Genomic DNA, 23,737 nt, shown 5'->3' with positions numbered 1-23,737 from the left:
CGGCGCCGTCCGGACGCTGCCTGCCGCGCCTGGCGGGCGGCCGGCTCGCCTCGCACCGATTCCCTTTATGAGCACAAATATCGTGACGGCGCCGCTGGCGCCGGCCGACCGGCATGCGGTCAAGGCATCGCTTTCCATCCTGATCGGCGCCTCGGTGTGGGGCATCGCCTGGTTCCCATACCGTGTGCTGGCCGGCTGGGGCCTGGGCGGCATGCATGCCGCGGCGCTGGTCAGCGCGGTCGCGGCGGTGCTGTCGCTGCTGGCCTTCCGCCGCCACCTGACCGGACTGCGGCCGCACTGGTTGTTCGTCGCGATCGGCCTGGCGGCGGGCGTGACCAACGCCGGCTTTGTCTGGGGCAGCGTCAACGGGCATGTGATGCGCGTGCTGCTGCTGTTCTACCTGACCCCGGTCTGGACCGCGCTGTTCGCGCGGCTGTTCCTGGGCGAGCGCTTGTCCGCAGCCGGCCTGTCGCTGGTGGGGCTGGCGCTGTTCGGCGCCGGGCTGATGCTGTGGACCCCCGCGGTCGGCGTGCCGCTGCCGGGCTCCGCCGCGGAATGGTCGGGGCTGATCGGCGGCATGGGCTTTGCCGTCAACAACGTGCTGTCGCGCCGCGCCGGACAGCGCTTTCCGGACACCGACGCACGCGTGCGCACGGTGGTGGTCTATCTCGGCTGCACCGTGGTGGGCGTGCCCGCCGCGCTGCTGCTCGATGGCCCGTCGGTGGCCATCGTCCCCGGTGCGCAGGTCAGCGCGGCCATGCTGGTGCTGGGGCTGGCGGCGGTGCTGGTGGTCAGCAACTCGGTGGTCCAGTACGGGCTGCAGCGGCTGCCGGCCAACCGCGTGTCGCTGCTGATGCTGTTCGAGATCGTTATCGCCGCGGTGTCGTCGTGGTGGCTGGCGACCGAAATGCTGAGCTGGAAGGAGGCTGCGGGCGGCCTGTGCATCATCGCGGCCGGGGCCTTGTCCGGGCTGGTGCACCGCAGCCGCGCCGCGCCCGCGGCGGCCGGCGCCGAGGCGGCGGCTTGCCCTTAGCCCGGCGCGGGTCAGTGCAGCATGACCCGCGACACCATCGCCACCAGCGGCGCCCGCACCGCAAGCTCGACGCCGCGGTGCAGGTGCAGCGGCCGCAGCAGCATCTTCACCGTCATCTCGATGGGGATGTTGCGGCGGATCACGCCTGACACGCGCGTATTGAGCGCGCGCACTTCCGCCTCCGAGACCGACTCGACGCCGCGTTCCATGCGCAGCACATTGCGCAGCGCGATCGCCGCGTCCTCGTTCTTGATCTCCAGCAGCCGGCGCGCCAGGGCGCCCAGCACGCGCAGCCGGCCCACGCGCTCGGCTGCGGCGAAGCGGTTGAAGAAGCGGAAGAAGTGCTTGTAGTGCCGCACCTCGTCGTTGGAGATGCGCCGCGTCAGGTCGCGCAGCACCGGTTCGTCGCTGGCCTGCTCGAGCGCGCGGTAGTAGGCCGCGGTGCCGGTCTCCACCACGCAGCGGGCCGCCATCTCCAGCGCCTCGGTGGGCTCGAACTGGTCGATCGAGCAGGTCTTGCTGTACTCGTCGAAGAAGCGCGCATAGCCGCGCGCCCAGTCGAATTCGGGCCAGACCTGCTCGACATAGCGCCGCAGCGCCAGCCCGTGCTGCAGTTCCTCGGCTTCCCAGTGCTCGGCCAGCCAGCCGGCCGCGTCCGGCTCGCCGGCGTAGTAGGTGGCGAGGTTGCCGGCATAGGTGTCGGAGCCGCTCTCGATGAACGAGGCCGACACCAGCAGGTAGAACAGGTCGCGATCGCCGCGCACGCGTTCGACGTCGATCGCCTCGTAGTTGATGTCGCTGACAGACCACGGCCGGGCGGCCGCTGACGGTTCACTCATGCTCTGTCCTCCTGGTTGGCCATAGGCGCGAGGGGCGTTCATGGTGCGCGGCTCCGAGGGCATCCCGAGTCACGCCGACAGAGCAGAGACTAGCATTTACCCTGATTAGTTTCCCAGCCGCCGCGCATCGGCGGCGGCCGACAGCGCATGCCGGGCCTGCCAAAGTGCTTGCGGAATGGCTTGTAAGGGGCGGAAATGCAAGGGAAATCGACGCGCCGACCCGTACTCCGGACCACCCCCAAACGGGCCGGCGAAGGCATCTGCGATGGTATGATTAGCCCCAATTCTCGGGCTGGAGGGGTGTTTTGAGGTGCTGGCGTCACGCCGGGCCGGCTCCCGCGCAGCCTGGCTTTCCTGAATAGTGCAATAGCCCCGATACCAGGCCGCCGCCGCGCTCATGCCGGAGTGGCCGATACCACACGAGAAACCGTGCGACTATCCTCGATCAAGCTGGCGGGCTTCAAGTCATTCGTCGATCCCACCAATTTCCAGGTGCCAGGCCAACTGGTCGGCATCGTCGGTCCCAACGGCTGCGGCAAATCCAACATCATCGACGCGGTGCGCTGGGTGCTGGGCGAGTCACGTGCCTCCGAGCTGCGTGGCGAATCCATGCAGGACGTCATCTTTAACGGCTCCACCGCGCGCAAGCAGGCCGGCCGCGCCAGCGTCGAACTGGTGTTCGACAATGCCGAAGGCCGCGCCGCCGGCCAGTGGAGCCAGTACGCCGAAGTCGCGGTCAAGCGCGTGCTGACTCGCGACGGCACCTCGTCCTACTACATCAACAACCAGCCGGTGCGCCGGCGCGACATCCAGGACATTTTCCTCGGCACCGGCCTGGGCCCGCGCGCCTACGCCATCATCGGCCAGGGCATGATCTCGCGCATCATCGAGGCCAAGCCCGATGACATGCGCATCTTCCTGGAAGAGGCGGCGGGCGTGTCCAAGTACAAGGAACGTCGCCGCGAGACCGAGAACCGGCTGTCCGATACCCGCGAAAACCTGACCCGCGTCGAAGACATCCTGCGCGAACTCGGCAGCAACCTCGAAAAGCTCGAAGGCCAGGCCGAAGTGGCGCAGCGCTTCAAGACGCTGCAGGCCGACGGCGAAGAAAAGCAGCACCTGCTGTGGCTGCTGCGCAAGCGCGAGGCCCAGCAGGAGCAGGAACGCCACCAGCGCGCCATCGAGCAGGCCCAGATCGACCTGGAAGCGCAGACCGCGCAGCTGCGCCACGTCGAGGCCGAGCTTGAAACCTTGCGCGCGGCGCACTATGCCGCGTCCGACGGCATGCACGCCGCGCAAGGCTCGCTGTACGAGGCCAATGCCGAAGTCAGCAAGCTGGAAGCCGAGATCCGCTACGTGGTGGAATCGCGCAACCGCGTGCAGGCCCAGATCGCGGCACTGACCACCCAGCGCGAGCAGTGGCAGGGCAAGGCGGAACAGGCCACCGACGAACTCGCGCAGGCCGAGGAAAACCTCGCCGTGGCCGAAGGCCGCACGGTCGAGGCGCAAGAGGCCGTGGCCCAGCAGAACGACGAACTGCCGACGCTGGAAGCGCAATGGCGCGACGCCCAGCAGCTGCTCAACGAGCAGCGCGCCGGCATCATGCAGGCCGAGCAGGCGCTGAAGCTGGAAGCCGCGCAGCAGCGCAGCGCCGACCAGATGCTGCAGCAGCTGGAACAGCGCCGCGAACGGCTGTCGGCGGAAGACAAGGGCCTGGACCGTCCCGACGAAACCCGCCTGGAGCAGGCCCGCGCCGAACTGGCCGAGCAGGAGGCGCTGGTCGAGGAAGCCCAGGCCGTGCTGGCCGATGCCGAAGACAGCGTGCCGCGCCTGGATGAAGCGCGCCGCGCCGCGCAGGCGCGCGTGCACAGCGAAGCCGCCGCCATTGCCACGCTCGAGGCCCGCCTGGCGGCGCTGCGCCAGCTGCAGGAAAACGTGCAGACCGACGGCAAGGTGCAGCCGTGGCTGGCCCGGCATGAGCTGGCCGAGCTGCCGCGCCTGTGGAAGAAGGTCCATATCGAGCCGGGCTGGGAAAACGCGCTCGAATCCGTGCTGCGCGAAAAACTGGCCGCGCTGGAAGTGTCGAACCTTGACTGGGTCAAGGCCTTCCTGTCGGACGCGCCGCCGGCCAAGCTGGCGTTCTACTCGCCGCCGGCCGCGGCCCGTCCGCTGGAAACGCCCGCCGGCCTGCGCCCGCTGATGGCGCTGGTGCAGATCACCGAGCCCGGCATCCGCGCGGTGATGCAGGACTGGCTGGCCGATGTCTATGTCGCCACCGACATGGCGCAGGCGCTGGCCGCGCGCAACACGCTGCCGGATGGCGCCTCGTTCGTGGTGGCCGAGGGTCATCTGGTGGGCCGCAACGCTATCCAGATCTACGCCGCCGATTCCGAGCAGGCCGGCATGCTGGCGCGCGAGCAGGAAATCGAAAACCTGCAGAAGCAGGCGCGCGCGCAGTTGCTGCTGTCCGACCAGGCCAAGACCGACGCGGTGCGCGCCGAAGCGGCCTACACGCAGGCCAGCCAGGGTTTGGGCGAGGCCCGCGCCCGCGCCGAGCAGGCCACCCGCCGCGTGCATGCGCTGCAGATGGACGTGCTCAAGCTGTCGCAGGCGATGGAACGCTATGCCGCCCGCAGCGGCCAGATCCGCGAGGAACTGGAAGAGATCCACGCGCAGATCGACGAGCAGCGTGCGATCCGTGCCGAATCCGAAGCCAGCTTCGAACAGCACGACGCCGCGCTGGCCGAAATGCAGGCCACCCATGAAGACCAGCAGATGGCCTTCGAGGCGCTGGACAGCAAGCTCTCGGGCGCGCGCCACCAATTGCGCGACCTGGAGCGCGCCGCGCAGGAAGCGCTGTTTGCCGAGCGCAACCTGGCCAGCCGCATCGACGAACTGCGCCGCAATATCCAGGTGGCCGCCGACCAGGCCGAGCGTATCGCCGAATCGCTCGAGAACGCCCGCGCCGAGCTCGAGACCATCAACGAGCAGACCGCGCATACCGGCCTGCAGGAAGCGCTGGAACGCCGCGCCGAGAAGGAAGAAAAGCTCACCATCGCGCGTACCGAGCTCGATGCGCTGTCGGCCCAGCTGCGCCAGCACGACGAGCAGCGCCTGGCCGCCGAACGCAGCCTGCAGCCGCTGCGCGACCGCATCACCGAGCTGCAGCTCAAGGAACAGGCCGCGCGCCTGAACCAGGAGCAGTTCAGCGAGCAACTGGCCACGGCCGAGGTGGACGAGGCCGCGCTGGCCGACAAGCTGACCGGCGACCTGAAGCCGTCGTACCTGCAGGGCGAAGTCACGCGCATCAACAACGCCATCAACGCGCTGGGCCCGGTCAACATGGCCGCGCTCGACGAGCTGGCCGCGGCGCGCGAGCGCAAGACCTTCCTCGACGCGCAGTCGGCCGACCTGAACGATGCCATCGGCACGCTCGAGGACGCGATCGCCAAGATCGACCAGGAGACCCGCGCGCTGCTGCAGGGCACCTTCGACCAGGTCAACCATCATTTCGGCGAGCTGTTCCCGTCGCTGTTCGGCGGTGGCCAGGCGCGCCTGATCATGACCGGCGAGGAGATCCTCGACGCCGGCGTGCAGGTGATGGCGCAGCCGCCGGGCAAGAAGAACTCGACCATCCACCTGCTGTCGGGCGGCGAAAAAGCGCTGACTGCGATCGCGCTGGTGTTTGCCATGTTCCAGCTGAACCCGGCGCCGTTCTGCCTGCTGGACGAGGTCGACGCGCCGCTGGACGACGCCAACACCGAGCGCTACGCCAATATGGTGGCGCGCATGTCGGACAAGACCCAATTCGTTTTCATCTCACATAACAAGATCGCCATGGAAATGGCTCATCAACTCATTGGCGTGACCATGCAGGAGCAAGGCGTTTCGCGGATCGTGGCCGTGGATATGGACGCGGCGGTTTCGATGGCGGAGGCAGCATGAGCAGTAGGCAGGAGCCCCGCGCAGCGGGGCGGCGCACGTCCGCGCATGCTGCGGGCAACCGACACCACCGTGCTGTGATCAATATGGGCGCTTTGGAGATTGCAGCATGAAGCTCAACATGGACCTGCAGACCGCGCTGATCGTCGCGGGCCTGGTTTTCGTGGTACTGGTGTTCGGCTACAACCAGTGGCAGATCCGCAAGGCGCGCCGCCCGCGGGCGCTGAGCCCGGAAGACGACGTGGCGCCGATGCGCGAGCCGGTGGTCGGCCAGAGCACCGCGCCGGAGACCGCCGCGCGCCTGCACGAAGCCACCGCCGAACAGCCGCCGCGGCGCGAGCCCACGCTGTCGCAGGCGCCGGCCAGGGCCGGCGCCACGGCGGTCAGTGACAACAACCACGCCGCCGCGGCCGCTGCCGCCGCCGCAAGCACGGCCGATGCCGACGAAGCCGTCGCCGAGGAAGTCGCCGTCGCGGCCGCGTCGCATGCGCCTGAAGCCGACGAGGCCGAAGCCGAGCTGACGCCGGCACCGGCGCCCGCGCCTGTCCCCGCTCCGGCTCCGGCTCCGGTCGCGGCAGTACCGGATGGCCAGCCCGCACCGGCGGTGGTCGATCCGCTGATCGACTGCATCGTGCCGCTGCACCTGGAGCGCAAGGCCTCCGGCGACCGCATCCTGCCGCTGACCGGCCGGCTGCGCCGCGCCGGCACCAAGCCGGTCCATATCGAAGGCCTGCGCGCCGAAGCCAACGCCTGGGAACCCGTCACCGCCGGCCATCAGTACGAAGACCTTCAGGTCGGCGTGCAGCTGGCCAACCGCGGCGGCCCGCTCAACGCGCTGGAGTTCTCGGAATTCGTCACCGCGGTGGAGTCGCTGGCGGAGTCGCTCGACGCCTCCGCCGACCTGCCGGACATGGCCGAGACCGTGGCCAACGCGCGCGAGCTGGATAGCTTTGCCGCCGGTTGCGACGTGCAGCTGGGCGTCAATGTGATCTCCGACGGCGCGCCGTGGTCGGCGGCCTATGTGCAGAACGTGGCGACGCAGGACGGGCTGGTGCTGTCGCGCGACGGCACCCGCTTTATCCGCTACCAGGCCAATGCCGAGGGCGTGCAGCGCCCGCTGTTCACGCTCCAGTTCGGCGACACCAACTTCCTGCGCGACGACCTGACCGTCAAGGCCGGCCGCCAGATCACACTGCTGCTCGACGTGCCGGTGGCCGACCAGGCCGCCAGGCCGTTCAAGACGGTGTGCGAGTACGGCCACACGCTGGCCCAGCGCATGGGCGCGCAACTGGTCGACGACAATATGCGGCCGCTGACCGAAGCCTCGTTCGTCGCCATCTTCAGCCAGCTTGAAACGCTGTACAACAAGCTGGAAGCGCGCGGCATGCCGGCCGGGTCGTCGGTGGCGCTGCGCCTGTTCAGCCACTAGCCGGAGGCTGCCATGACCGCAACACACCGCGGCGCGCAGGCAGATGCCTCCGCGCCCGTCGGCGCCTTGCCGCCCGCGGCCGCCGCCAAACGCGTGGCCTGGCTGCGCGACGAACTGGACCGCCACAACTACCAGTATTACGTGCTGGATGCGCCCACCGTTCCCGATTCGGAATACGACGCGCTGTTCAGCGAACTGCAGGCGCTGGAGCTCGAGCATCCCGAGTTGCAGACGCCGGACTCTCCGACCCAGCGCGTCGGCGGCGAGCCGCTGTCAGCGTTCGACTCGGTGCGGCACCGCGTGCCGATGCTGTCGCTCAACAATGCCTTCGCCGACGAAGACGTACTGAGCTTCGACCGCCGCTGCGCGCAAGGCCTGGGTCGCAGCGCGCCCGCGGCGGGCGAGGCCGACCTGTTCAGCGCCGCCGACGCGGTCGAGTACGCCTGCGAACTGAAGTTCGACGGCCTAGCCATGTCGCTGCGCTATGAGGATGGCCGCCTGGTGCAGGCCGCCACGCGCGGCGATGGCGAGACCGGCGAGGACGTCACCGTCAACGTGCGCACCATCAAGGCGATCCCGCTCAAGCTGCGCGGCCAGGCGCCCGCGGTGCTGGAAGTGCGCGGCGAGGTCTTCATGTTCCGCCGCGATTTCGACAAGCTCAACGCGCGCCAGGCCGAGGCCGGCGAGAAGACTTTCGTCAATCCGCGCAACGCCGCCGCCGGCAGCCTGCGCCAGCTCGATCCGCGCATCACCGCGAAGCGACCGCTGTCGTTCTTTGCCTACGGCCTGGGCGAACTGCAGGGCGTGGAGCGGCCGCCGACCCACGGCGCCATGCTCGATGGCTTTGCCGCGCTGGGTTTGCCGGTGTGCAAGGACCGCGCGGTGGTGAAGGGCGCGCAGGGCCTGCTCGATTTCTACCGCGATATCGGCAAGCGCCGCGACGACCTGCCGTACGACATCGACGGCGTGGTCTACAAGGTCAATGCGCTGGCCGAGCAGGAGCGGCTGGGCTTCGTCTCGCGCGCGCCGCGCTTTGCGCTGGCGCACAAGTTCCCGGCGCAGGAGATGACCACCATCGTCGAGGACATCGAGGTGCAGGTCGGCCGCACCGGCGCGATCACGCCGGTGGCGCGGCTCAAGCCGGTGTTTGTCGGCGGCGTGACCGTGACCAATGCCACGCTGCACAACGAGGACGAGATCCGCCGCAAGGACGTGCATGTCGGCGACACCGTGATCGTGCGCCGCGCCGGCGACGTGATCCCCGAAGTGGTCGCGGTGGTGACCGAGCGCCGCCCGGCGGATGCCCGCGCCTTTGTGATGCCGACCGCCTGCCCGGTGTGCGGCTCGCATATCGAAAAGCTCGAGGACGAAGCCATTGCCCGTTGCACCGGCGGCCTGATCTGCGCGGCGCAGCGCAAGCAGTCGCTGCTGCATTTCGCGCAGCGGCGCGCCATGGATATCGAAGGCCTGGGCGACAAGCTGGTCGAGCAATTGGTCGACCACGGCATCGTGCGCACGCCGGCCGACCTGTACAAGCTGGGCGTGGTCAAGCTGGCCGCGCTGGAGCGCATGGCGGACAAGTCGGCGGCCAACCTGGTCGCGGCGATCGACAAGTCGCGCGCGACCACCATGAACCGCTTTATCTTCGCGCTCGGCATCCGCCACGTGGGCGAAGCCACCGCCAAGGACCTGGCCAAACACTTCGGCAAGCTGGATGCGCTGATGGCGGCGGACGAAGCTGCGCTGCTCGAGGTCAACGATGTCGGCCCGGTGGTGGCGCAGTCGATCGCCAACTTCCTGGCCGAGCCGCACAACGTCGAGGTCATCGAGCAGCTGCGCGCCGCCGGCGTACACTGGGCGGAAAGCGAGCCGGTGGCGCGGGCGCCAGCGCCGCTGTCGGGCAAGACCTTTGTCCTGACCGGCACGCTGCCGACGCTGTCGCGCGAAGACGCCAAGGAACTGCTGGAAGCCGCCGGCGCCAAGGTGGCGGGGTCGGTCTCGAAGAAGACCGACTATGTGATCGCCGGCGCCGAGGCCGGCAGCAAGCTCGACAAGGCCGAGGCACTGGGCGTGCCAGTGCTGGACGAGGCGGGCATGCTCGCGCTGCTGGCTGAAGTGGGCGCGGCGCGAGCCCAAGACTAACCGGGGGACACGACATGATCCGCGAGATTCTCAAGATGGGCGATCCGCGCCTGCTGCAGGTGGCGCGGCCGGTGGAGCGCTTCAACACGCCGGAGCTGCGCACGCTGATCGAAGACATGTTCGACACCATGGACCACGCCAGCGGCGCGGGCCTGGCGGCGCCGCAGATCGGCGTGGACCTGCAGGTGGTGATCTTCGGCTTTGACCGCAACCCGCGCTATCCGGACGCGCCCACCGTGCCCAAGACCGTGCTGATCAACCCGTTGCTGGACATGGCGTCAGACGAGATGGAAGACGGCTGGGAGGGTTGCCTGTCGGTGCCGGGGGTGCGCGGCGTGGTACCGCGGCACCTGCGGCTGAAGTACAGCGGCTACGACCTGATGGGCAACCGCATCGAACGCGTGGCCGAAGGCTTCCATGCGCGCGTGGTGCAGCATGAGTGCGACCATTTGCAGGGCATTCTCTATCCGATGCGGATCAGGGATTTCCGGCAGTTCGGGTTTACCGAGGTGCTGTTTCCCGAGCTGCCGGCGAACAGCGACGATTGACGCCTGGCGATGGTTGGCTCCCTCTCCCGCTCGCGGGAGAGGGAGCACGCAATCGGTACGGGATGAGGTTGTGGCGACTGACTTGCCACGACCCCTCAAAAAAAAGCGGCCATCCCGGCCGCTTTTTCACATCAGAACTTCTCGAACTGCCCCAGGAACCGCCACTTGCCCGGCGGCAGGTCCCCCAGCACCACACGCCCCATGCGCACGCGCTTGAGGCCCACCACCTGCAGCCCCACCTGTTCGCACATGCGGCGGATCTGGCGCTTGCGGCCTTCACGCAGCACGAAGCGCAACTGCTCTTCGTTCTGCCAGCTGACCTTGGCGGGCTTGAGCGGGACGCCGTCGAGCGACAGGCCGTGGCGCAGCAGTTCCAGGTCATCGGCGGGGAATTCCGCGCTGATGTTGCGCTCGACCGGACCTTGCGGCGAGTGCCAGACCACGCGCACCAGGTATTCTTTCTCGACATTCGAATCCTCGCCGATCAGCGTGCGCGCGACGCGGCCGTCCTGCGTCAGCACCAGCAGCCCGGTCGAGTCGATGTCGAGGCGGCCCGCGGGTGCCAGGTTCTTGCGCTGCCACGGCGCAAAACGCTTGCGCGTGGGATCGCCTTCCCACTGGTTCTCGGGGGTAAACAGTGCCGCGGCGGGCTCGTAGCCGTCCTCGGCCTGCCCGGAAACATAGCCCACCGGCTTGTTCAGCAGCACGGTGACGCGCTCGCCTTGCTCGGAGCGCGCTTCCTGCAGGATCTCGATCTCGGCGTCGGGGCGGATGCGGCTGCCCAGTTCGGTCACGGGCTTGCCGTCGACCAGCACCCAGCCGCGTGGGATCCATTCGTCGGCCTCGCGGCGCGAGCACAGGCCAAGCTCGGACATGCGCTTGGACAGGCGCACCAGGCCATCGTCGTGGCTGGATTCGTCGCGCTGCGCCGGTGCTGTGTCGCGGCGCGGAGCCGGCGCTTGCGGGCGGGCCGGACCAGCGGGGCGGATGCGGTCGGCGGTGTCGCTGAAGCGGCGTGCCGGGGCCGTGCCCTCGCGGCGGCGCTCGCCCGACGGCGCGGGGCGAGGGCGCCTGTCGTCGCCCTCGAAGCGGCGCGGGCGGTTGTCGTCATCGCCGAAGCGGCGCGGCGGGCGCGACTCGGCGCCTTCGAAGCGGCGCGGACGCGCCTCTCCGCGGTCGTCGCCAGTGCGGCGAGGGCGGTTGTCGTCCTCGCCAAAGCGGCGCGGCGGGCGCGAGTCGGCGCCTTCGAAACGGCGCGGACGGGCTTCCCCGCGGTCGTCGCCAGTGCGACGCGGGCGGTTGTCGTCCTCGCCGAAACGTCGGGGCGGGCGCGACTCGCTACCTTCGAAACGGCGCGGACGGTTGTCGTCGTTGCCAAAGCGTCGCGGCGGGCGCGCTTCGTCGCCTTCGAAGCGGCGCGGACGGGCTTCGCCGCGATCGTCGCCGGTGCGGCGCGGACGGTTGTCGTCGTTGCCAAAGCGTCGCGGCGGGCGCGCTTCGCCGCCTTCGAAGCGGCGCGGACGGGCTTCGCCGCGATCGTCGCCAGTGCGGCGCGGACGGTTGTCGTCGTCGCCGAAACGTCGCGGCGGGCGCGCTTCGCCGCCTTCGAAACGGCGCGGACGGGCTTCGCCGCGATCGTCGCCATAGCGGCGCGGACGGTTGTCGTCATCGCCGAAACGGCGGGGGCGCGCCTCGCCACCTTCGGGGCGGCGCGGGCGTGCCTGGCGTTCGGCGTCAGCGGGGCGCGGCGGGCGCGGCTTGCGCGGCTGGCCCTGCGCTTCGCCCTGGGCCGCGCCGCTGCCGGTCTTGCCGCCGGCACGATGCTGGGCGCGCTTGATCCCTTCGGAAACGGCCTGTACGCGCTTGCGGTTCAGGTCGGACACGCGCACGGGGCGGGTGCCGGTCTTGCGCGCGGCCGTGCCGGTATCGCTGGCGGCCTTGATGCCTAGCGTCTTGCGCTTCGGCGAATTGCTGTCGGTCATAGGTTGATGCTGGCCCGCCGCCTCAGATCGCGAGGGCGGCGAGCAAGTCCTGTTCAAGCTGAATCTGCAATCGGTTGTCGGCGGCCAGGCGGCTGCCGTCGACCAGGAACACGTCTTCGACGCGTTCGCCCAGGGTGTTGATGCGTGCCGTGTGCACGGACACGCGATGCCGTGCCAGTACGCGGGCGATGGCGTACAGCAGGCCGGTGCGGTCGTTGGCGGACAGCGACAGCAGGTAATACTGCCCGCGCTCGTCCGGGCGCAGGTCGACGCGCGGCTTGATCGGGAAGCTACGCGATTGGCGCGACAGCCGTCCCTGCGTGGGCTCGGGCAGCGCGCCTTGCAGGCGCAGCCGCTCGCACAGCTCGTGCTCCACCAGCGCGATGATGTCGCGATAGTTGCCGCCGTCGCCGGCCATGCCGGGATCGGTGACCTGGAACGTGTCCAGCGCATAGCCGTGGCGCGTGGTGTGGATCTTGGCGTCCTGGATCGAGAACGCCTTGCGCTCGAAGTAGCCGCAGATGCGCGCGAACAGGTCGGGCTGGTCCTTGATGTACACCGCCACCTGCAAGCCTTCGCCGGCAGGCGACACGCGCGCCTTGACCACCGGCACGGGGCTGTCCACCTTGTTGTACAGGTGGCGCGTCAGCCAGGCGATATCGTGCGAATCGTGGCGCAGGAAGAAGGCCACGTCCAGCTGCGCCCACAGCGACTTGCCCAGCGCCGGGTCGAAGGCTTTCAGGCGCAGTTCCGAGATGGTGTCTGCCTTGCGCTGCGACCAGAGCGAATGCGAATCGACGCGCGCGCCGCCCAGCACGCGCAGCGTGATGTGGTACAGGTCTTCCAGCAGCTTGCCCTTCCAGGCATTCCACACCTTGGGGCTGGTGCCGCGGATATCGGCCACGGTCAGCAGGTAGAGCGCGGTCAGGTAGCGTTCGCTGCCGACCACTTCGGCAAAGGCGTGGACCACGTCCGGATCGGTCAGGTCCTGCTTCTGCGCGACGTGGCTCATGGTGAGGTGGTGCTCGACCAGCCAGCAGATCAGGTCGGCATCTTCGCGCGCAATGCCGTGCTGCTTGCAGAAGCGGCGCGCATCGACGGTGCCGAGCCGGGAATGGTCGCCGCCGCGGCCCTTGGCGATGTCATGGAACAGCGCCGCCACCCACAGCACCCAGGGCTTGTCGAAACTGGCCATCAGCTGGCTGCAGAACGGGAACTCGTGGGTGTGCTCGACGATGGCGAAACGGCGCATGTTGCGCACCACCATCAGGATGTGCTGGTCCACCGTATAGACGTGGAACAGGTCGTGCTGCATCTGGCCGACGATGCGGCGGAAGTTGATCAGGTAGCGGCCCAGCACGCTGGTCTGGTTCATCAGTCGCAGCGCGTGGGTGATGCCCTGCGGCTCCTGCATGATGGCCAGGAACAGGCGGCGGTTCTCGGCGTCGTTGCGCCAGTGCACATTCATCACCGTGCGCGCGTTGTACAGCCCGCGCAGCGTGCGCGGCGCGAGGCCCTTCACGCCGGGGGTGCGCTGGTACAGCAGGAAGGTTTCGAGGATGGCGTGCGGGTCGCGCTCGTACACGTCATCGCTGGTGATCTCCAGCATGCCCTGGCGCTCGACGAAGCGTTCGTTGAGCACGCGCGTCACCTGCGACTCGCTCGGGAACAGCATGGCCTCGATATTGAGCAGCAGCACGCTGTTGAGCTGCGTGACCGCCTTGGCGGCCCAGTAATAGCGGCGCATCAGCTGTTCGCTGGCGCGCTTGTTGTTGTTCTGGCGGTAGCCGAAGGACTCGGCCAGCGCGGTCTGCAGGTCGAACACCAGCACGTCCTGGCGGCGCCCGGCCACCAGGTGCAGGCGCGCGCGGATGATCTTCAGCAGGCGCTCGTTGCGGGCCAGTTCCTGGGCCTCGCGGCGCGTCAGCAGGCCCTTCTCGAACAATTCCTTCCAGCTGTCGCCGAGGCCCGCGGCCTTGGTCATCCACAGGATCACCTGCAGGTCGCGCAGGCCCCCCGGGCTTTCCTTGCAGTTGGGCTCGAGCGCATAGGGCGTGTCCTGGTACTTGGCGTGGCGCTGGCGCATTTCCAGCAGCTTGGCCTGGAAGAACGCAGCCGGGTCCAGGTTGGCCTGGTAGCGGCTGCGCAGCGCCTCGAACAGCTTGCGGTTGCCGGTCAGCAGCCGTGCTTCCAGCAACGAGGTCTGGATGGTCACGTCCTGGCGCGATTCGCGGATGCAGTCGTCCACCGTGCGCACGGCCGAGCCGATTTCCAGCCCCAGGTCCCAGCACAGTCCGATAAAGCGTTCCAGCTTGCCGGCGGTGTCGCGGTCGGGCTCGGCCGGCAGCAACAGCAGCACGTCGACGTCCGAATACGGGAACAGTTCGCCGCGGCCGTAGCCGCCCACCGCCACCAGCGCCGCGTCCGCGGGCATGGCCAGCCCGCGCCATGCCTCGCTCAGCGCGCCATCGACGGCGCGGCGCAGCCGCGTGGTCAGCGTGGCGGCGTTGGCGCTGGCGTTGAAGTCCGCAAACAGCGCCTGCTTGTCGGCTTTGAGCTGGTCGCGCACGCGCGCGGCCAGCAGCAGTTCCGGCGTGGTGTCCATGGAGGTGGCGGGATGGTTCGTGGGCACGGCTGGAAAAAGAAGGGCGCCCGGTCAGGCGCCCTGGCTTCGGTGCGGCATCAGGCCGCCACGGAATCGGTAATGAACGCCGGCGGCGCCGGGGTGCCGGCGGACACCGTCAGCACCTCGTAGCCGGTCTCGGTGACCAGCACCGTGTGCTCCCACTGCGCCGACAGGCTGCGGTCGCGGGTCTTTACGGTCCACTGGTCGGGCATGGTGCGGATCTCGCGCTTGCCGGCGTTGATCATCGGCTCCACCGTGAAGATCATGCCAGCTTTGATCTCGGCGCCGGTGCCGGGGCGGCCATAGTGCAGGATCTGCGGGTCCTCATGGAAGTTCTTGCCGATGCCATGGCCGCAGTACTCGCGCACCACGCTGTAGCCGGCGGCTTCCGCATGCACCTGGATGGCATGGCCGATATCGCCGAGGCGCGCACCATGGCGCACTTGCGCGATGCCCTTCCACATGCATTCATACGTCACCTGCGCCAGGCGCTTGGCCAGGATCGAGCCCTCGCCGACGATGAACATGCGGCTGGTGTCGCCGTAGTACCCGTCCTTGGTGATGACGGTGATGTCCAGGTTAATGGCGTCGCCGCTCTTGAGCACGCGCTCGCCCGGAATGCCGTGGCAGATCACGTCGTTGACCGAAGTGCAGATCGCGCCGGGGAAGGGCGGGTAGCCCGGAGGCGCATAATTCAGCGGCGCCGGCACCGTGCCCTGCACGTCGCGCATGTAGGCGTGGCACAGGCGGTCGAGTTCGCCGGTAGTGACGCCGGGTTGCACGAAGGGCGTGATGTAGTCGAGGACTTCGGAGGCAAGGCGGCAAGCCACGCGCATGTGGGCGATGTCTTCGGCGGTGTTCAGGTAAATGCTCATGCTGCGTCGCCAGAAAAAGTGATGACGTGGCCACTGGCCACGCCGGAATCGAAGGATCAAAGTGGGATTATCGCACCATCGAGGCCGGATCGCAGCCTGTTCCGGCCGCCGGGGACGAGGGCGCCAGAGGCGGGAGAGGCCGGGGCCGGCTTGAGCCGGCGGCACTTTTGTTGCTACAATAGCGGGCTGATCTGGTTGCGTCGCAGCAATTGCGCCGCCCGGTTCAGTTATTTGGCAGGGCCTTTCCTGCCGCTTGAAATCGCTGGCCCGCCTATCCGGGGTGTTCCTTTTCAGGAATGTCGGGGCGGGCTTCAGACCTAACCCTTTGGAGATTTACATGTCCGTGACCATGCGCGAAATGCTGGAAGCCGGTTGCCACTTCGGCCACCAGACCCGCTTCTGGAACCCGAAGATGGCCCCCTTCATCTTCGGCCATCGCAACAAGATCCACATCATCAACCTCGAAAAGACGCTGCCGATGTTCCAGGACGCCATGAAGTACGTGCGTCAGCTGGCGGCCAATCGCGGCACCATCCTTTTCGTGGGCACCAAGCGCCAATCGCGCGAAATCCTGGCTGAAGAAGCTGGCCGTGCCGGCATGCCCTACGTCGACGCCCGCTGGCTCGGCGGCATGCTGACCAACTTCAAGACGGTCAAGATCTCGATCAAGCGCCTGAAGGACATGGAAGCCGCCAAGGAAGCCGGCGCGCTGGAAACCATGAGCAAGAAGGAAGCGCTGATGTTCGAGCGCGAGATGATGAAGCTGGAGAAGTCGATCGGCGGCATCAAGGACATGGGCGGCGTGCCTGACGCGATCTTCGTGGTCGACGTCGGCTACCACAAGATTGCCGTGACCGAAGCCAACAAGCTGGGCATCCCCGTGATCGGCGTGGTCGATACCAACCACTCGCCGGAAGGCATCGATTACGTGATCCCGGGCAACGACGACTCGAGCAAGGCCGTGGCCCTGTACGTGCGCGGCGTGGCTGACGCCATCCTGGAAGGCCGTGCCAACGCCGTGCAGGAAGTGGTTGAAGCCGCCCGCGGCGACGACGAATTCGTCGAAGTGCAGGAAGGCTGATCGCCCCGCGCCCCGCTGCCGGAAAGGAAACCCTAGCGCGCATCGTCACCAGACCGATAAGCAACGCTTGCCGCCCGCCACCGCGGGCTGCGCGCAAGGCCAAAGCCGGGGGACGCCGGCAGCCGGCAGGAAGGGCAATAGAAGGGGGCACATCTGGCGCCCCCTTTTTTTGAATGTTGAATTGTTGTCATCCGCCGCAGGCAGCATCTGCCGCGGGTGCGCTGTAGACCCACCGACCGGGTGCCGCGGGCGACTGCCGGCAGCCGGCGCGAACCATTCAAGGAGTGACAAATGGCGGCAATTACCGCAAGCATGGTTGCAGAACTGCGCGCGAAGACCGACGCGCCGATGATGGAATGCAAGAAGGCCCTGACCGAGGCCGACGGCGACCTGAACAAGGCCGAAGAGCTGCTGCGCGTCAAGCTCGGCAACAAGGCCAGCAAGGCCGCCTCGCGCGTGACCGCCGAAGGCGTGGTCGCTTCGTTCATCGACGGCACCACCGGCGTGCTGGTCGAACTGAACTGCGAGACCGATTTCGTCTCCAAGAACGACGACTTCCTGGCCTTCTCGGCCAAGGTCGCCGAACTGATCGCCAAGCAGAACCCGGCCGACGTGGCCGCGCTGTCGGCGCTGGAAATCGACGGCGTCAGCGTTGAAGCGACCCGTACCGCGCTGATCGGCAAGATCGGCGAGAACCTGACGATCCGCCGCTTTGTCCGCTACGCCAATGGCGGCAAGCTGGTTTCGTACCTGCACGGCACCCGCATCGGCGTGATGGTCGAGTTCGACGGCGACGAAGCCGCCGCCAAGGACGTCGCCATGCACGTGGCCGCGATGAAGCCGGTGTCGCTGTCGGCCGAGCAGGTCCCCGCCGACCTGATCGCCAAGGAGCGCAGCATCGCCGAGCAGAAGGCTGCCGAGTCGGGCAAGCCGGCCGAGATCGTCGCCAAGATGGTCGAGGGTTCGGTGCAGAAGTACCTGAAGGAGGTCTCGCTGTTCAACCAGCCGTTCGTGAAGAACGACAAGCAGACCGTCGAGCAGATGCTGAAGGCCGCCAACACGACCGTGAAGGGCTTCACGCTCTACGTCGTGGGCGAAGGCATCGAGAAGAAGCAGGACGACTTCGCCGCTGAAGTGGCCGCCCAGGTGGCCGCTGCCCAGAAGGGCTGAGGTCCGGGGCGCCGCGGACTGCCCGTCGGGGCGGGTCCGGGCGCCTATAATGCCGCAGGGGCGCCGCAAGGTGCCCCTCTGCATAAGTAGTGCAGCGCGGCGCAGCCGCCGTTGCACTGCAACAGTCCGTTTCCGCGGTGGTCCGGTCCAGGCCGGGGCACCCCGAAAACCGGCTTTCTCCTGCCGGCGGCACCATGACCCGTGCCGCCGGTGCCAAAACATACGTCTCAGTATCGTCTCAACCGAGCGAACTGCTCCTTCCGAGGGTGAACATGCCAGCCTACAAGCGCGTCCTTCTGAAACTGTCCGGTGAAGCCCTGATGGGCGACGATGCCTTCGGCATCAACCGCTCCACCATCGAGGCGATGGTGAACGACATTGCCGAGATCGTGAAGCTCGGCGTGCAGGTGGCGGTGGTGATCGGCGGCGGCAATATCTTCCGCGGCGTCGCGGGCGGCGCGGCCGGCATGGATCGCGCGACCGCCGACTACATGGGCATGCTGGCCACCATGATGAACGCGCTGGCACTGCAAGATGCAATGCGCCACGCCAATATCGAAGGCCGCGTGCAGTCGGCGCTGCGCATGGACCAGGTGGTCGAGCCCTATATCCGCCCGCGCGCGATCCGCCAGCTGGAAGAGGGCAAGGTGGTGATCTTCGCCGCCGGCACCGGCAATCCCTTCTTCACTACCGACACCGCGGCCGCGCTGCGCGGCTCCGAGATCGGCGCCGAGATCGTGCTGAAGGCGACCAAGGTCGACGGCGTGTACACCGCCGACCCGAAGAAGGATCCCAGCGCCACGCGCTACACCACCATCAGCTTCGACGAGGCCATCTCGCGCAACCTGCAGGTGATGGACGCCACCGCCTTTGCGCTGTGCCGCGACCAGAAGCTGCCGATCAAGGTGTTCTCGATCGTGAAGCCCGGCGCGCTCAAGCGCGTCATCCTGGGCGAGGACGAAGGTACCCTGGTGCATGTGTGAGTCCGATAACGGATGCCGCGCCGCGGCGCTGGTATCCGGCCGGGCAAAGAGTAGAATGATTCATTTTCGATCCCCACCAGAGGGGATCTTGGTTGGCTGATTTCCGGAGGTAAAAATGAGCGTCGCCGACACAAAGAAGAGCGCCGAGCAGAAAATGCAGAAGTCGATCGATGCCTTCAAGGCCGATCTGGCTAAGATCCGCACCGGCCGTGCCCATACCGGCCTGCTCGACCACGTTCAGGTGGATTACTACGGCTCGATGGTGCCGATCAGCCAGGTGGCGGCGATCGGCCTGGCCGATGCCCGTACCATCACGGTGCAGCCGTGGGAAAAGAAAATGGTGGGCGCGGTCGAGAAGGCGATCCGCGATTGCGACCTTGGCCTGAATCCGGCCACCATGGGCGAAGTGATCCGTGTGCCGATGCCGGCACTGACCGAAGAGCGCCGCAAGGAGCTGACCAAGGTCGTGAAGGGCGAGGCCGAGGGTGCCAAGGTGGCGGTGCGCAACCTGCGCCGCGATGCCAACGAGCAGTTCAAGAAGCTGGTCAAGGACAAGACCATTTCCGAAGACGACGAGCGCCGCGGCCAGGACGAGGTGCAGAAACTGACCGACAAGTACGTGGCCGAGATCGACAAGATGGTCGCCGAAAAAGAGAAGGAGATCATGACGGTCTGACGCCCGTCCCGGCCTTGCCGGGACTGTCAGCGACCGTCTCACGCCCATGCAGCACATCAGCTCGACGCTTGCCGTACCCGATACTTCCTACGTGCCCAGGCACCTTGCCATCATCATGGACGGCAACGGCCGCTGGGCGACCCAGCGGCATCTGCCGCGCGTGGCGGGACACAGCCGGGGGCTGGACGCTGTGCGCGCGGTGGTGGAAGCCTGCGCCGCCCGGGGCGTGCAGTACCTGACGCTGTTCGCGTTCAGCTCCGAGAACTGGCGCCGTCCGGCGGACGAGGTCACGTTCCTGATGCGGCTGTTCATGATGTCGCTGCGGCGCGAAGTGGTGAAGATGCACGCCAACAACATCCGGCTGCGGGTGGTGGGTGACCTGAGCCGCTTCAGCCCGCGCATCCAGCGGCTGATCCGCGATGCCGAGGCGCGCACCGCCGGCAATACCGGCCTGACCGTCACCATCGCCGCCAACTACGGTGGGCGCTGGGACCTGCTGCAGGCCATGCGCAAGATGCTGGCGCGCTCGCCCATGCTCGATCCCGAAACCATCGACGAATCGATGCTGGCACCGCACCTGGCCATGGCCTATGCGCCGGAGCCGGACCTGTTCATCCGTACCGGCGGCGAACAGCGCATCAGCAATTTCCTGCTGTGGCAGCTCGCCTATTCCGAGCTGTATTTCACCGACGTCTACTGGCCGGATTTCGACGCCGCGGAACTCGACAAGGCCTTCGCCTCGTACCGCCAGCGCGAACGCCGCTTCGGCCGCACCAGCGCGCAGCTGGTCGCGCCGGGACTTTCGGGTACCGCCTGAGACCGGCTACTCCAACCTTTCACGGGACCGCAGCGCATGCTCCTCACCCGCGTCATCACCGCCCTGTGCCTGTTGCTGCTGATCCTGCCGATCCTGTTCCTGGCGCCGCCGGCGGGCCTGGCGGGACTGCTCGGCGTGATCGTGCTGCTGGCCGGCTGGGAATTCGGCCGCCTGATCGGACTGCGCGGGCCGTGGCCCTATGTCTATGCGCTGGCCTGCCTGATCGCCACCATCGCCTGGCATGACCTGCCGCTGCGCCACGCCACGACTTGGCTGCTGGAGGCCGCGGTAGTGTGCTGGGGCGTGGCGGTGATGCTGCTGGCGCGCGGCGTGCGCACCGCCACCCCGGCCTTCACGGCGCTGGGCGTGGTGCTGGGGCTGGTGATGCTGCCCGCGTTTGCCCATGCCACCATGATCCTGCGCGGCGCCGGCATCGGCGTGCTGCTGACCGCCGCCGTGCTGGTATGGGCCGCCGATATCGGCGCGTATTTCACCGGCAAGGCGATCGGCCGGCGCAAGCTGGCGCCCGGGATCAGCCCGGGCAAGTCCTGGGAGGGCGCCATTGGCGGCTGGGTGCTGGCGCTGGCGATCGGCCTCGCGCTGGCCGCCACCCACGCCTTTGCCCCGACCTGGTTTTCCGCGATGGGCGACCGCGGCGGCCTCGGCTTCGTCGCGGCGCTGACCACGCTGCTGGTCGCGGCGAGCGTGGTCGGCGACCTGTTCGAATCCCTGCTCAAGCGCCAGGTCGGCAAGAAGGACAGCAGCCGCCTGCTGCCTGGCCACGGTGGCGTGCTGGACCGCATCGACGCCTTGCTGCCGGTATTCCCGCTGGCCGCCCTGATGCTGATTTTTCTCTGAAGCCGTCTGCCATGCATCGCATCACCATCCTGGGCGCCACCGGCTCCATCGGAGAAAGCACGCTCGACGTGATCCGGCGCCATCCCGGCCGTTACGCGGCGCATGCGCTCAGCGCCCACCGACAGGTGCGCAAGCTGGCCGACCAGTGCATCGAGTTCCGCCCGGCGCGCGCCGTGGTGGGAACGGCCGCGGCGGCGCAGGAGCTGGAAACGCTGCTGCGCGCTGCGGGCGTGGCCACCGAGGTCAGCTACGGCGAAGCCGCGCTGGAAGCCATCGCTGCCGATGCGCAGGTCGATGCGGTGATGGCCGCGATCGTCGGCGCGGCGGGCCTGCGCCCGACGCTGGCGGCCGCGCGCGCGGGCAAGCGCGTGCTGCTGGCCAACAAGGAAGCGCTGGTGATGTCCGGCCGCATCTTCATGGACGCGGTGCGCGAGCATGGCGCCACGCTGCTGCCGATCGACAGCGAGCACAACGCCATCTTCCAGTGCCTGCCCGCCGACGACCCGCGCTATGGGCGCGGCGTGGCCAAGGTGCTGCTGACCGCCTCGGGCGGGCCCTTCCGCACGCGCGATCCGGCCACGCTGCACGATATCTCGCCCGACCAGGCCTGCGCCCACCCCAACTGGGTCATGGGCCGCAAGATCTCGGTGGATTCGGCCACCATGATGAACAAGGGCCTCGAGGTGATCGAGGCGCATTGGCTGTTCGGCGCCCCGGCCGAGCGTATCGAGGTGCTGATCCACCCGCAGAGCATCGTGCATTCGATGGTGGCCTACGCCGATGGCTCGGTGCTGGCGCAGCTGGGCAACCCGGACATGCGCACGCCGATTGCCTATGGCCTGGCCTATCCGGAACGGATCGACGCGGGCGTGACTCCGCTCGACCTGACCAGCGCCGGCGGCCTGCATTTCGAGAAGCCGGACCTGGTGCGGTTCCCGTGCCTGGGATTGGCCTTCGACGCGTTGCGGGCGGCGGGAGTGGCGCCGGCGGTGCTCAACGCCGCCAATGAGGTAGCGGTTGAGGCATTTTTAACCGGTCAGGTACGCTTTACCGATATCGCCGGCATCGTGCGACAAGTGCTGGAGCAAGCACCGGGCGGATCCGCCGATACGCTCGAGGCCGTGCTCTCGGCCGACGCGCTGGCGCGCGCGGCTGCCAGGGTCGCCGTAGCCGCACGGGCCACCGCCCGCTGATGCGGCGGGCCGGTCTGCCGCATCTGCGACAATAGCGGCTGCGCCGGCCGGTCTCCCGCGGACCGCGCATGCCGCCCCAGCGATCTTACCGACGTCCCGCACCATGCAAACCGTACTCGCTTTCATCGTTGCCCTGTGCGTGCTGATCTACGTGCACGAGATGGGTCACTACCTGGCCGCGCGCGCCTGCGGCGTGAAGGTGCTGCGTTTTTCCATCGGCTTCGGGCGGCCGCTGCTGCGCTGGATCTCGAAAAGCCGCGACCGCACCGAGTGGACGGTGGCGGCGATCCCGCTGGGTGGTTACGTCAAGATGCTCGACGAGCGCGAGCTCGATCCCGCGCGCGACGCCCCCATCGACGCGGCCGACCTGCCGCGCGCCTTCAACCGCCAGCCGGTGGGCAAGCGCTTTGCGATCGTCGCTGCCGGTCCGCTGGCCAATTTCGCGCTGGCGATCGTGCTGTATTTCGCGCTGTTCGCTGGCGGCATGCGCGAACCCGTGCCGGTGGTGGCGGCGCCTGCGGCCGGCACCATGGCGGCGCAGGCCGGCGTGCGCGACGGCGACCGGGTGCTGTCCCTGACCGCCAACGACCACACCGAGCCGGTCCGCTCCTGGAACGACCTGCGCATGGCGGTGTTTGCCGAAGGTTTCGGCGATGCGCGCGCGGTGCTGCACGTGCGCGGTGCCGACGGCGCCGAGCGCGATGTCACGCTGCCGCGCCTGCCAAATACCGGCGGCAATCCCGAGCAGGATCCGCTGGCCACGCTGGGCCTGAACCTGAAGGGCGGACCGGTGACGATCACCGAGGTGCTGCCGGATTCGGCGGCGGAGCGCGCCGGGCTGCGCAAGGGCGACCGCATCGTGGCCTGGCAGGGCAGTCCGCTGACGCAGGCCAGCGCCCTGATCAAGGCGGTGCGCAGCCAGCCGGGGCAGGCCGTGACGCTCGGCATCGAGCGCAACGGCCAGCGCCTGGAGGTGCCGGTCACGCTCGACACCGCCGCGCCGCGCTACGGCGCCAAGGACGCGAGCGGCGCCAGCGCGGCGCCTTCGGGCAAGCTGGGCGCGGCGCTCAGCCAGGCGGTGCAGATGGAGACCGTGCGCTACCGGCCGGACCAGGCGCTGGCGCGCGCGGTGGGGCAGGTCTGGGACACCAGCGCGCTGTCGCTCAAGCTGCTGGGCAAGATGCTGGTGGGGCAGGCATCGCTGCAGAACCTGAGCGGGCCGCTGACCGTGGCGGACTACGCCGGGCGTGCCGCAAACCTCGGCATACAAGCCTTTGTCGGCTTCCTGGCGCTGGTCAGCGTTAGTCTCGGCGTACTCAATTTGTTACCCATTCCGGTTCTGGATGGGGGGCATTTGCTGTATTATTGCGTGGAATTTTTGACTGGCCGGCCCGTCCCAGACCACTGGCAGGCAATGCTGCAGAAGGTTGGCATTGCTTGCATCTTGCTCCTGACTTCGCTCGCTTTGTTCAATGACGTCAGCCGAATGTTTCTGGCGAACGGCTAGAAACGTGTGTCGGCAAGGGGTGGTGGTGTCGTCGGA

17 protein-coding genes are annotated in these 23,737 nt (G+C 68.1%); 13 read left to right on the top strand and 4 right to left on the bottom strand.

The window, feature by feature from the left end; all coding sequences use genetic code 11:
* Positions 1 to 67 precede the first annotated feature (67 nt).
* Positions 68 to 1,033 (top strand): DMT family transporter, encoded by a 966-nt coding sequence (locus E5S69_RS25200; RefSeq protein ID WP_171517181.1) that lies wholly within the window; start codon positions 68 to 70, stop codon positions 1,031 to 1,033.
* A gap of 11 nt (positions 1,034 to 1,044) precedes the next feature.
* On the opposite strand, the gene E5S69_RS25195 is transcribed toward E5S69_RS25200, so the two are convergent.
* Positions 1,045 to 1,872, bottom strand: a complete 828-nt coding sequence (locus E5S69_RS25195) for a ferritin-like domain-containing protein (protein WP_171517180.1) — start codon at positions 1,870 to 1,872, stop codon at positions 1,045 to 1,047.
* Between the two features lie 429 nt (positions 1,873 to 2,301).
* Between E5S69_RS25195 and smc the strand changes: the two genes are divergently transcribed.
* The 4 genes from smc (at position 2,302) to def (ending at position 9,933) form a co-directional block, all read left to right on the top strand.
* The gene (gene smc / locus E5S69_RS25190; RefSeq protein WP_171517179.1) at positions 2,302 to 5,817 is read left to right on the top strand and encodes a chromosome segregation protein SMC; all 3,516 of its coding nucleotides are present in this window, start codon (positions 2,302 to 2,304) and stop codon (positions 5,815 to 5,817) included.
* A 106-nt stretch (positions 5,818 to 5,923) separates the two neighbouring features.
* On the top strand, positions 5,924 to 7,243 hold the full coding sequence (locus E5S69_RS25185) for a cell division protein ZipA C-terminal FtsZ-binding domain-containing protein (RefSeq protein ID WP_171517178.1): 1,320 nt from the start codon (positions 5,924 to 5,926) through the stop codon (positions 7,241 to 7,243).
* A 12-nt stretch (positions 7,244 to 7,255) separates the two neighbouring features.
* The gene (ligA, locus tag E5S69_RS25180) at positions 7,256 to 9,385 is read left to right on the top strand and encodes an NAD-dependent DNA ligase LigA (protein WP_171517177.1); all 2,130 of its coding nucleotides are present in this window, start codon (positions 7,256 to 7,258) and stop codon (positions 9,383 to 9,385) included.
* A gap of 14 nt (positions 9,386 to 9,399) precedes the next feature.
* Positions 9,400 to 9,933 (top strand): peptide deformylase, encoded by a 534-nt coding sequence (gene def, locus E5S69_RS25175; protein WP_171517176.1) that lies wholly within the window; start codon positions 9,400 to 9,402, stop codon positions 9,931 to 9,933.
* 131 nt (positions 9,934 to 10,064) lie between these two features.
* Here def and E5S69_RS25170 read toward each other — a convergent pair whose 3' ends face one another.
* The 3 genes from E5S69_RS25170 to map form a co-directional block, all read right to left on the bottom strand.
* Complete coding sequence (locus E5S69_RS25170) at positions 10,065 to 11,915, bottom strand: pseudouridine synthase (RefSeq protein WP_171517175.1); 1,851 nt, start codon at positions 11,913 to 11,915, stop codon at positions 10,065 to 10,067.
* Between the two features lie 22 nt (positions 11,916 to 11,937).
* Positions 11,938 to 14,520, bottom strand: coding sequence for a [protein-PII] uridylyltransferase (locus E5S69_RS25165; protein ID WP_171517174.1), 2,583 nt, complete (start codon positions 14,518 to 14,520; stop codon positions 11,938 to 11,940).
* A gap of 77 nt (positions 14,521 to 14,597) precedes the next feature.
* Positions 14,598 to 15,416, bottom strand: coding sequence for a type I methionyl aminopeptidase (map, locus tag E5S69_RS25160; protein ID WP_171517173.1), 819 nt, complete (start codon positions 15,414 to 15,416; stop codon positions 14,598 to 14,600).
* Positions 15,417 to 15,753: 337 nt separating this feature from the next.
* Between map and rpsB the strand changes: the two genes are divergently transcribed.
* The 8 genes from rpsB (at position 15,754) to rseP (ending at position 23,701) form a co-directional block, all read left to right on the top strand.
* Positions 15,754 to 16,497 (top strand): 30S ribosomal protein S2, encoded by a 744-nt coding sequence (gene rpsB, locus E5S69_RS25155; protein WP_116356606.1) that lies wholly within the window; start codon positions 15,754 to 15,756, stop codon positions 16,495 to 16,497.
* Between the two features lie 291 nt (positions 16,498 to 16,788).
* Positions 16,789 to 17,667, top strand: coding sequence for a translation elongation factor Ts (gene tsf, locus E5S69_RS25150; RefSeq protein WP_171517172.1), 879 nt, complete (start codon positions 16,789 to 16,791; stop codon positions 17,665 to 17,667).
* Positions 17,668 to 17,939: 272 nt separating this feature from the next.
* Positions 17,940 to 18,650: a UMP kinase gene (pyrH, locus tag E5S69_RS25145; RefSeq protein ID WP_012352952.1), complete on the top strand. Its 711-nt coding sequence runs from the start codon at positions 17,940 to 17,942 to the stop codon at positions 18,648 to 18,650.
* A 115-nt stretch (positions 18,651 to 18,765) separates the two neighbouring features.
* On the top strand, positions 18,766 to 19,326 hold the full coding sequence (gene frr / locus E5S69_RS25140) for a ribosome recycling factor (protein ID WP_171517171.1): 561 nt from the start codon (positions 18,766 to 18,768) through the stop codon (positions 19,324 to 19,326).
* Between the two features lie 46 nt (positions 19,327 to 19,372).
* Complete coding sequence (locus E5S69_RS25135) at positions 19,373 to 20,143, top strand: isoprenyl transferase (protein WP_171517170.1); 771 nt, start codon at positions 19,373 to 19,375, stop codon at positions 20,141 to 20,143.
* A 36-nt stretch (positions 20,144 to 20,179) separates the two neighbouring features.
* Positions 20,180 to 21,001, top strand: coding sequence for a phosphatidate cytidylyltransferase (locus tag E5S69_RS25130; protein ID WP_171517169.1), 822 nt, complete (start codon positions 20,180 to 20,182; stop codon positions 20,999 to 21,001).
* A gap of 11 nt (positions 21,002 to 21,012) precedes the next feature.
* Positions 21,013 to 22,194, top strand: a complete 1,182-nt coding sequence (gene ispC, locus E5S69_RS25125) for a 1-deoxy-D-xylulose-5-phosphate reductoisomerase (RefSeq protein WP_171517168.1) — start codon at positions 21,013 to 21,015, stop codon at positions 22,192 to 22,194.
* 103 nt (positions 22,195 to 22,297) lie between these two features.
* A complete protein-coding gene (gene rseP, locus E5S69_RS25120) occupies positions 22,298 to 23,701 on the top strand; it encodes an RIP metalloprotease RseP (protein WP_171517167.1) in 1,404 nt (467 codons plus the stop codon).
* Positions 23,702 to 23,737 lie beyond the last annotated feature (36 nt).

It is taken from the genome of Cupriavidus necator (assembly GCF_013141915.1).
GTDB classification, from domain to species: domain Bacteria; phylum Pseudomonadota; class Gammaproteobacteria; order Burkholderiales; family Burkholderiaceae; genus Cupriavidus; species Cupriavidus necator_B.
This window is presented reverse-complemented; position numbering and strand designations above follow the sequence as displayed.

Bases quoted from the DNA above. Each gene is read 5' to 3' on its own strand.
- ispC (WP_171517168.1), top strand. From the start codon at position 21,013: ATGCATCGCATCACCATCCTGGGCGCCACCGGCTCCATCGGAGAAAGC.
- map (WP_171517173.1), bottom strand. From the start codon at position 15,416: ATGAGCATTTACCTGAACACCGCCGAAGACATCGCCCACATGCGCGTG.
- E5S69_RS25165 (WP_171517174.1), bottom strand. From the start codon at position 14,520: ATGGACACCACGCCGGAACTGCTGCTGGCCGCGCGCGTGCGCGACCAG.
- rpsB (WP_116356606.1), top strand. From the start codon at position 15,754: ATGTCCGTGACCATGCGCGAAATGCTGGAAGCCGGTTGCCACTTCGGC.
- def (WP_171517176.1), top strand. From the start codon at position 9,400: ATGATCCGCGAGATTCTCAAGATGGGCGATCCGCGCCTGCTGCAGGTG.
- E5S69_RS25130 (WP_171517169.1), top strand. From the start codon at position 20,180: ATGCTCCTCACCCGCGTCATCACCGCCCTGTGCCTGTTGCTGCTGATC.
- tsf (WP_171517172.1), top strand. From the start codon at position 16,789: ATGGCGGCAATTACCGCAAGCATGGTTGCAGAACTGCGCGCGAAGACC.
- E5S69_RS25170 (WP_171517175.1), bottom strand. From the start codon at position 11,915: ATGACCGACAGCAATTCGCCGAAGCGCAAGACGCTAGGCATCAAGGCC.
- E5S69_RS25185 (WP_171517178.1), top strand. From the start codon at position 5,924: ATGAAGCTCAACATGGACCTGCAGACCGCGCTGATCGTCGCGGGCCTG.
- E5S69_RS25200 (WP_171517181.1), top strand. From the start codon at position 68: ATGAGCACAAATATCGTGACGGCGCCGCTGGCGCCGGCCGACCGGCAT.
- pyrH (WP_012352952.1), top strand. From the start codon at position 17,940: ATGCCAGCCTACAAGCGCGTCCTTCTGAAACTGTCCGGTGAAGCCCTG.
- frr (WP_171517171.1), top strand. From the start codon at position 18,766: ATGAGCGTCGCCGACACAAAGAAGAGCGCCGAGCAGAAAATGCAGAAG.
- rseP (WP_171517167.1), top strand. From the start codon at position 22,298: ATGCAAACCGTACTCGCTTTCATCGTTGCCCTGTGCGTGCTGATCTAC.
- ligA (WP_171517177.1), top strand. From the start codon at position 7,256: ATGACCGCAACACACCGCGGCGCGCAGGCAGATGCCTCCGCGCCCGTC.
- E5S69_RS25135 (WP_171517170.1), top strand. From the start codon at position 19,373: ATGCAGCACATCAGCTCGACGCTTGCCGTACCCGATACTTCCTACGTG.
- E5S69_RS25195 (WP_171517180.1), bottom strand. From the start codon at position 1,872: ATGAGTGAACCGTCAGCGGCCGCCCGGCCGTGGTCTGTCAGCGACATC.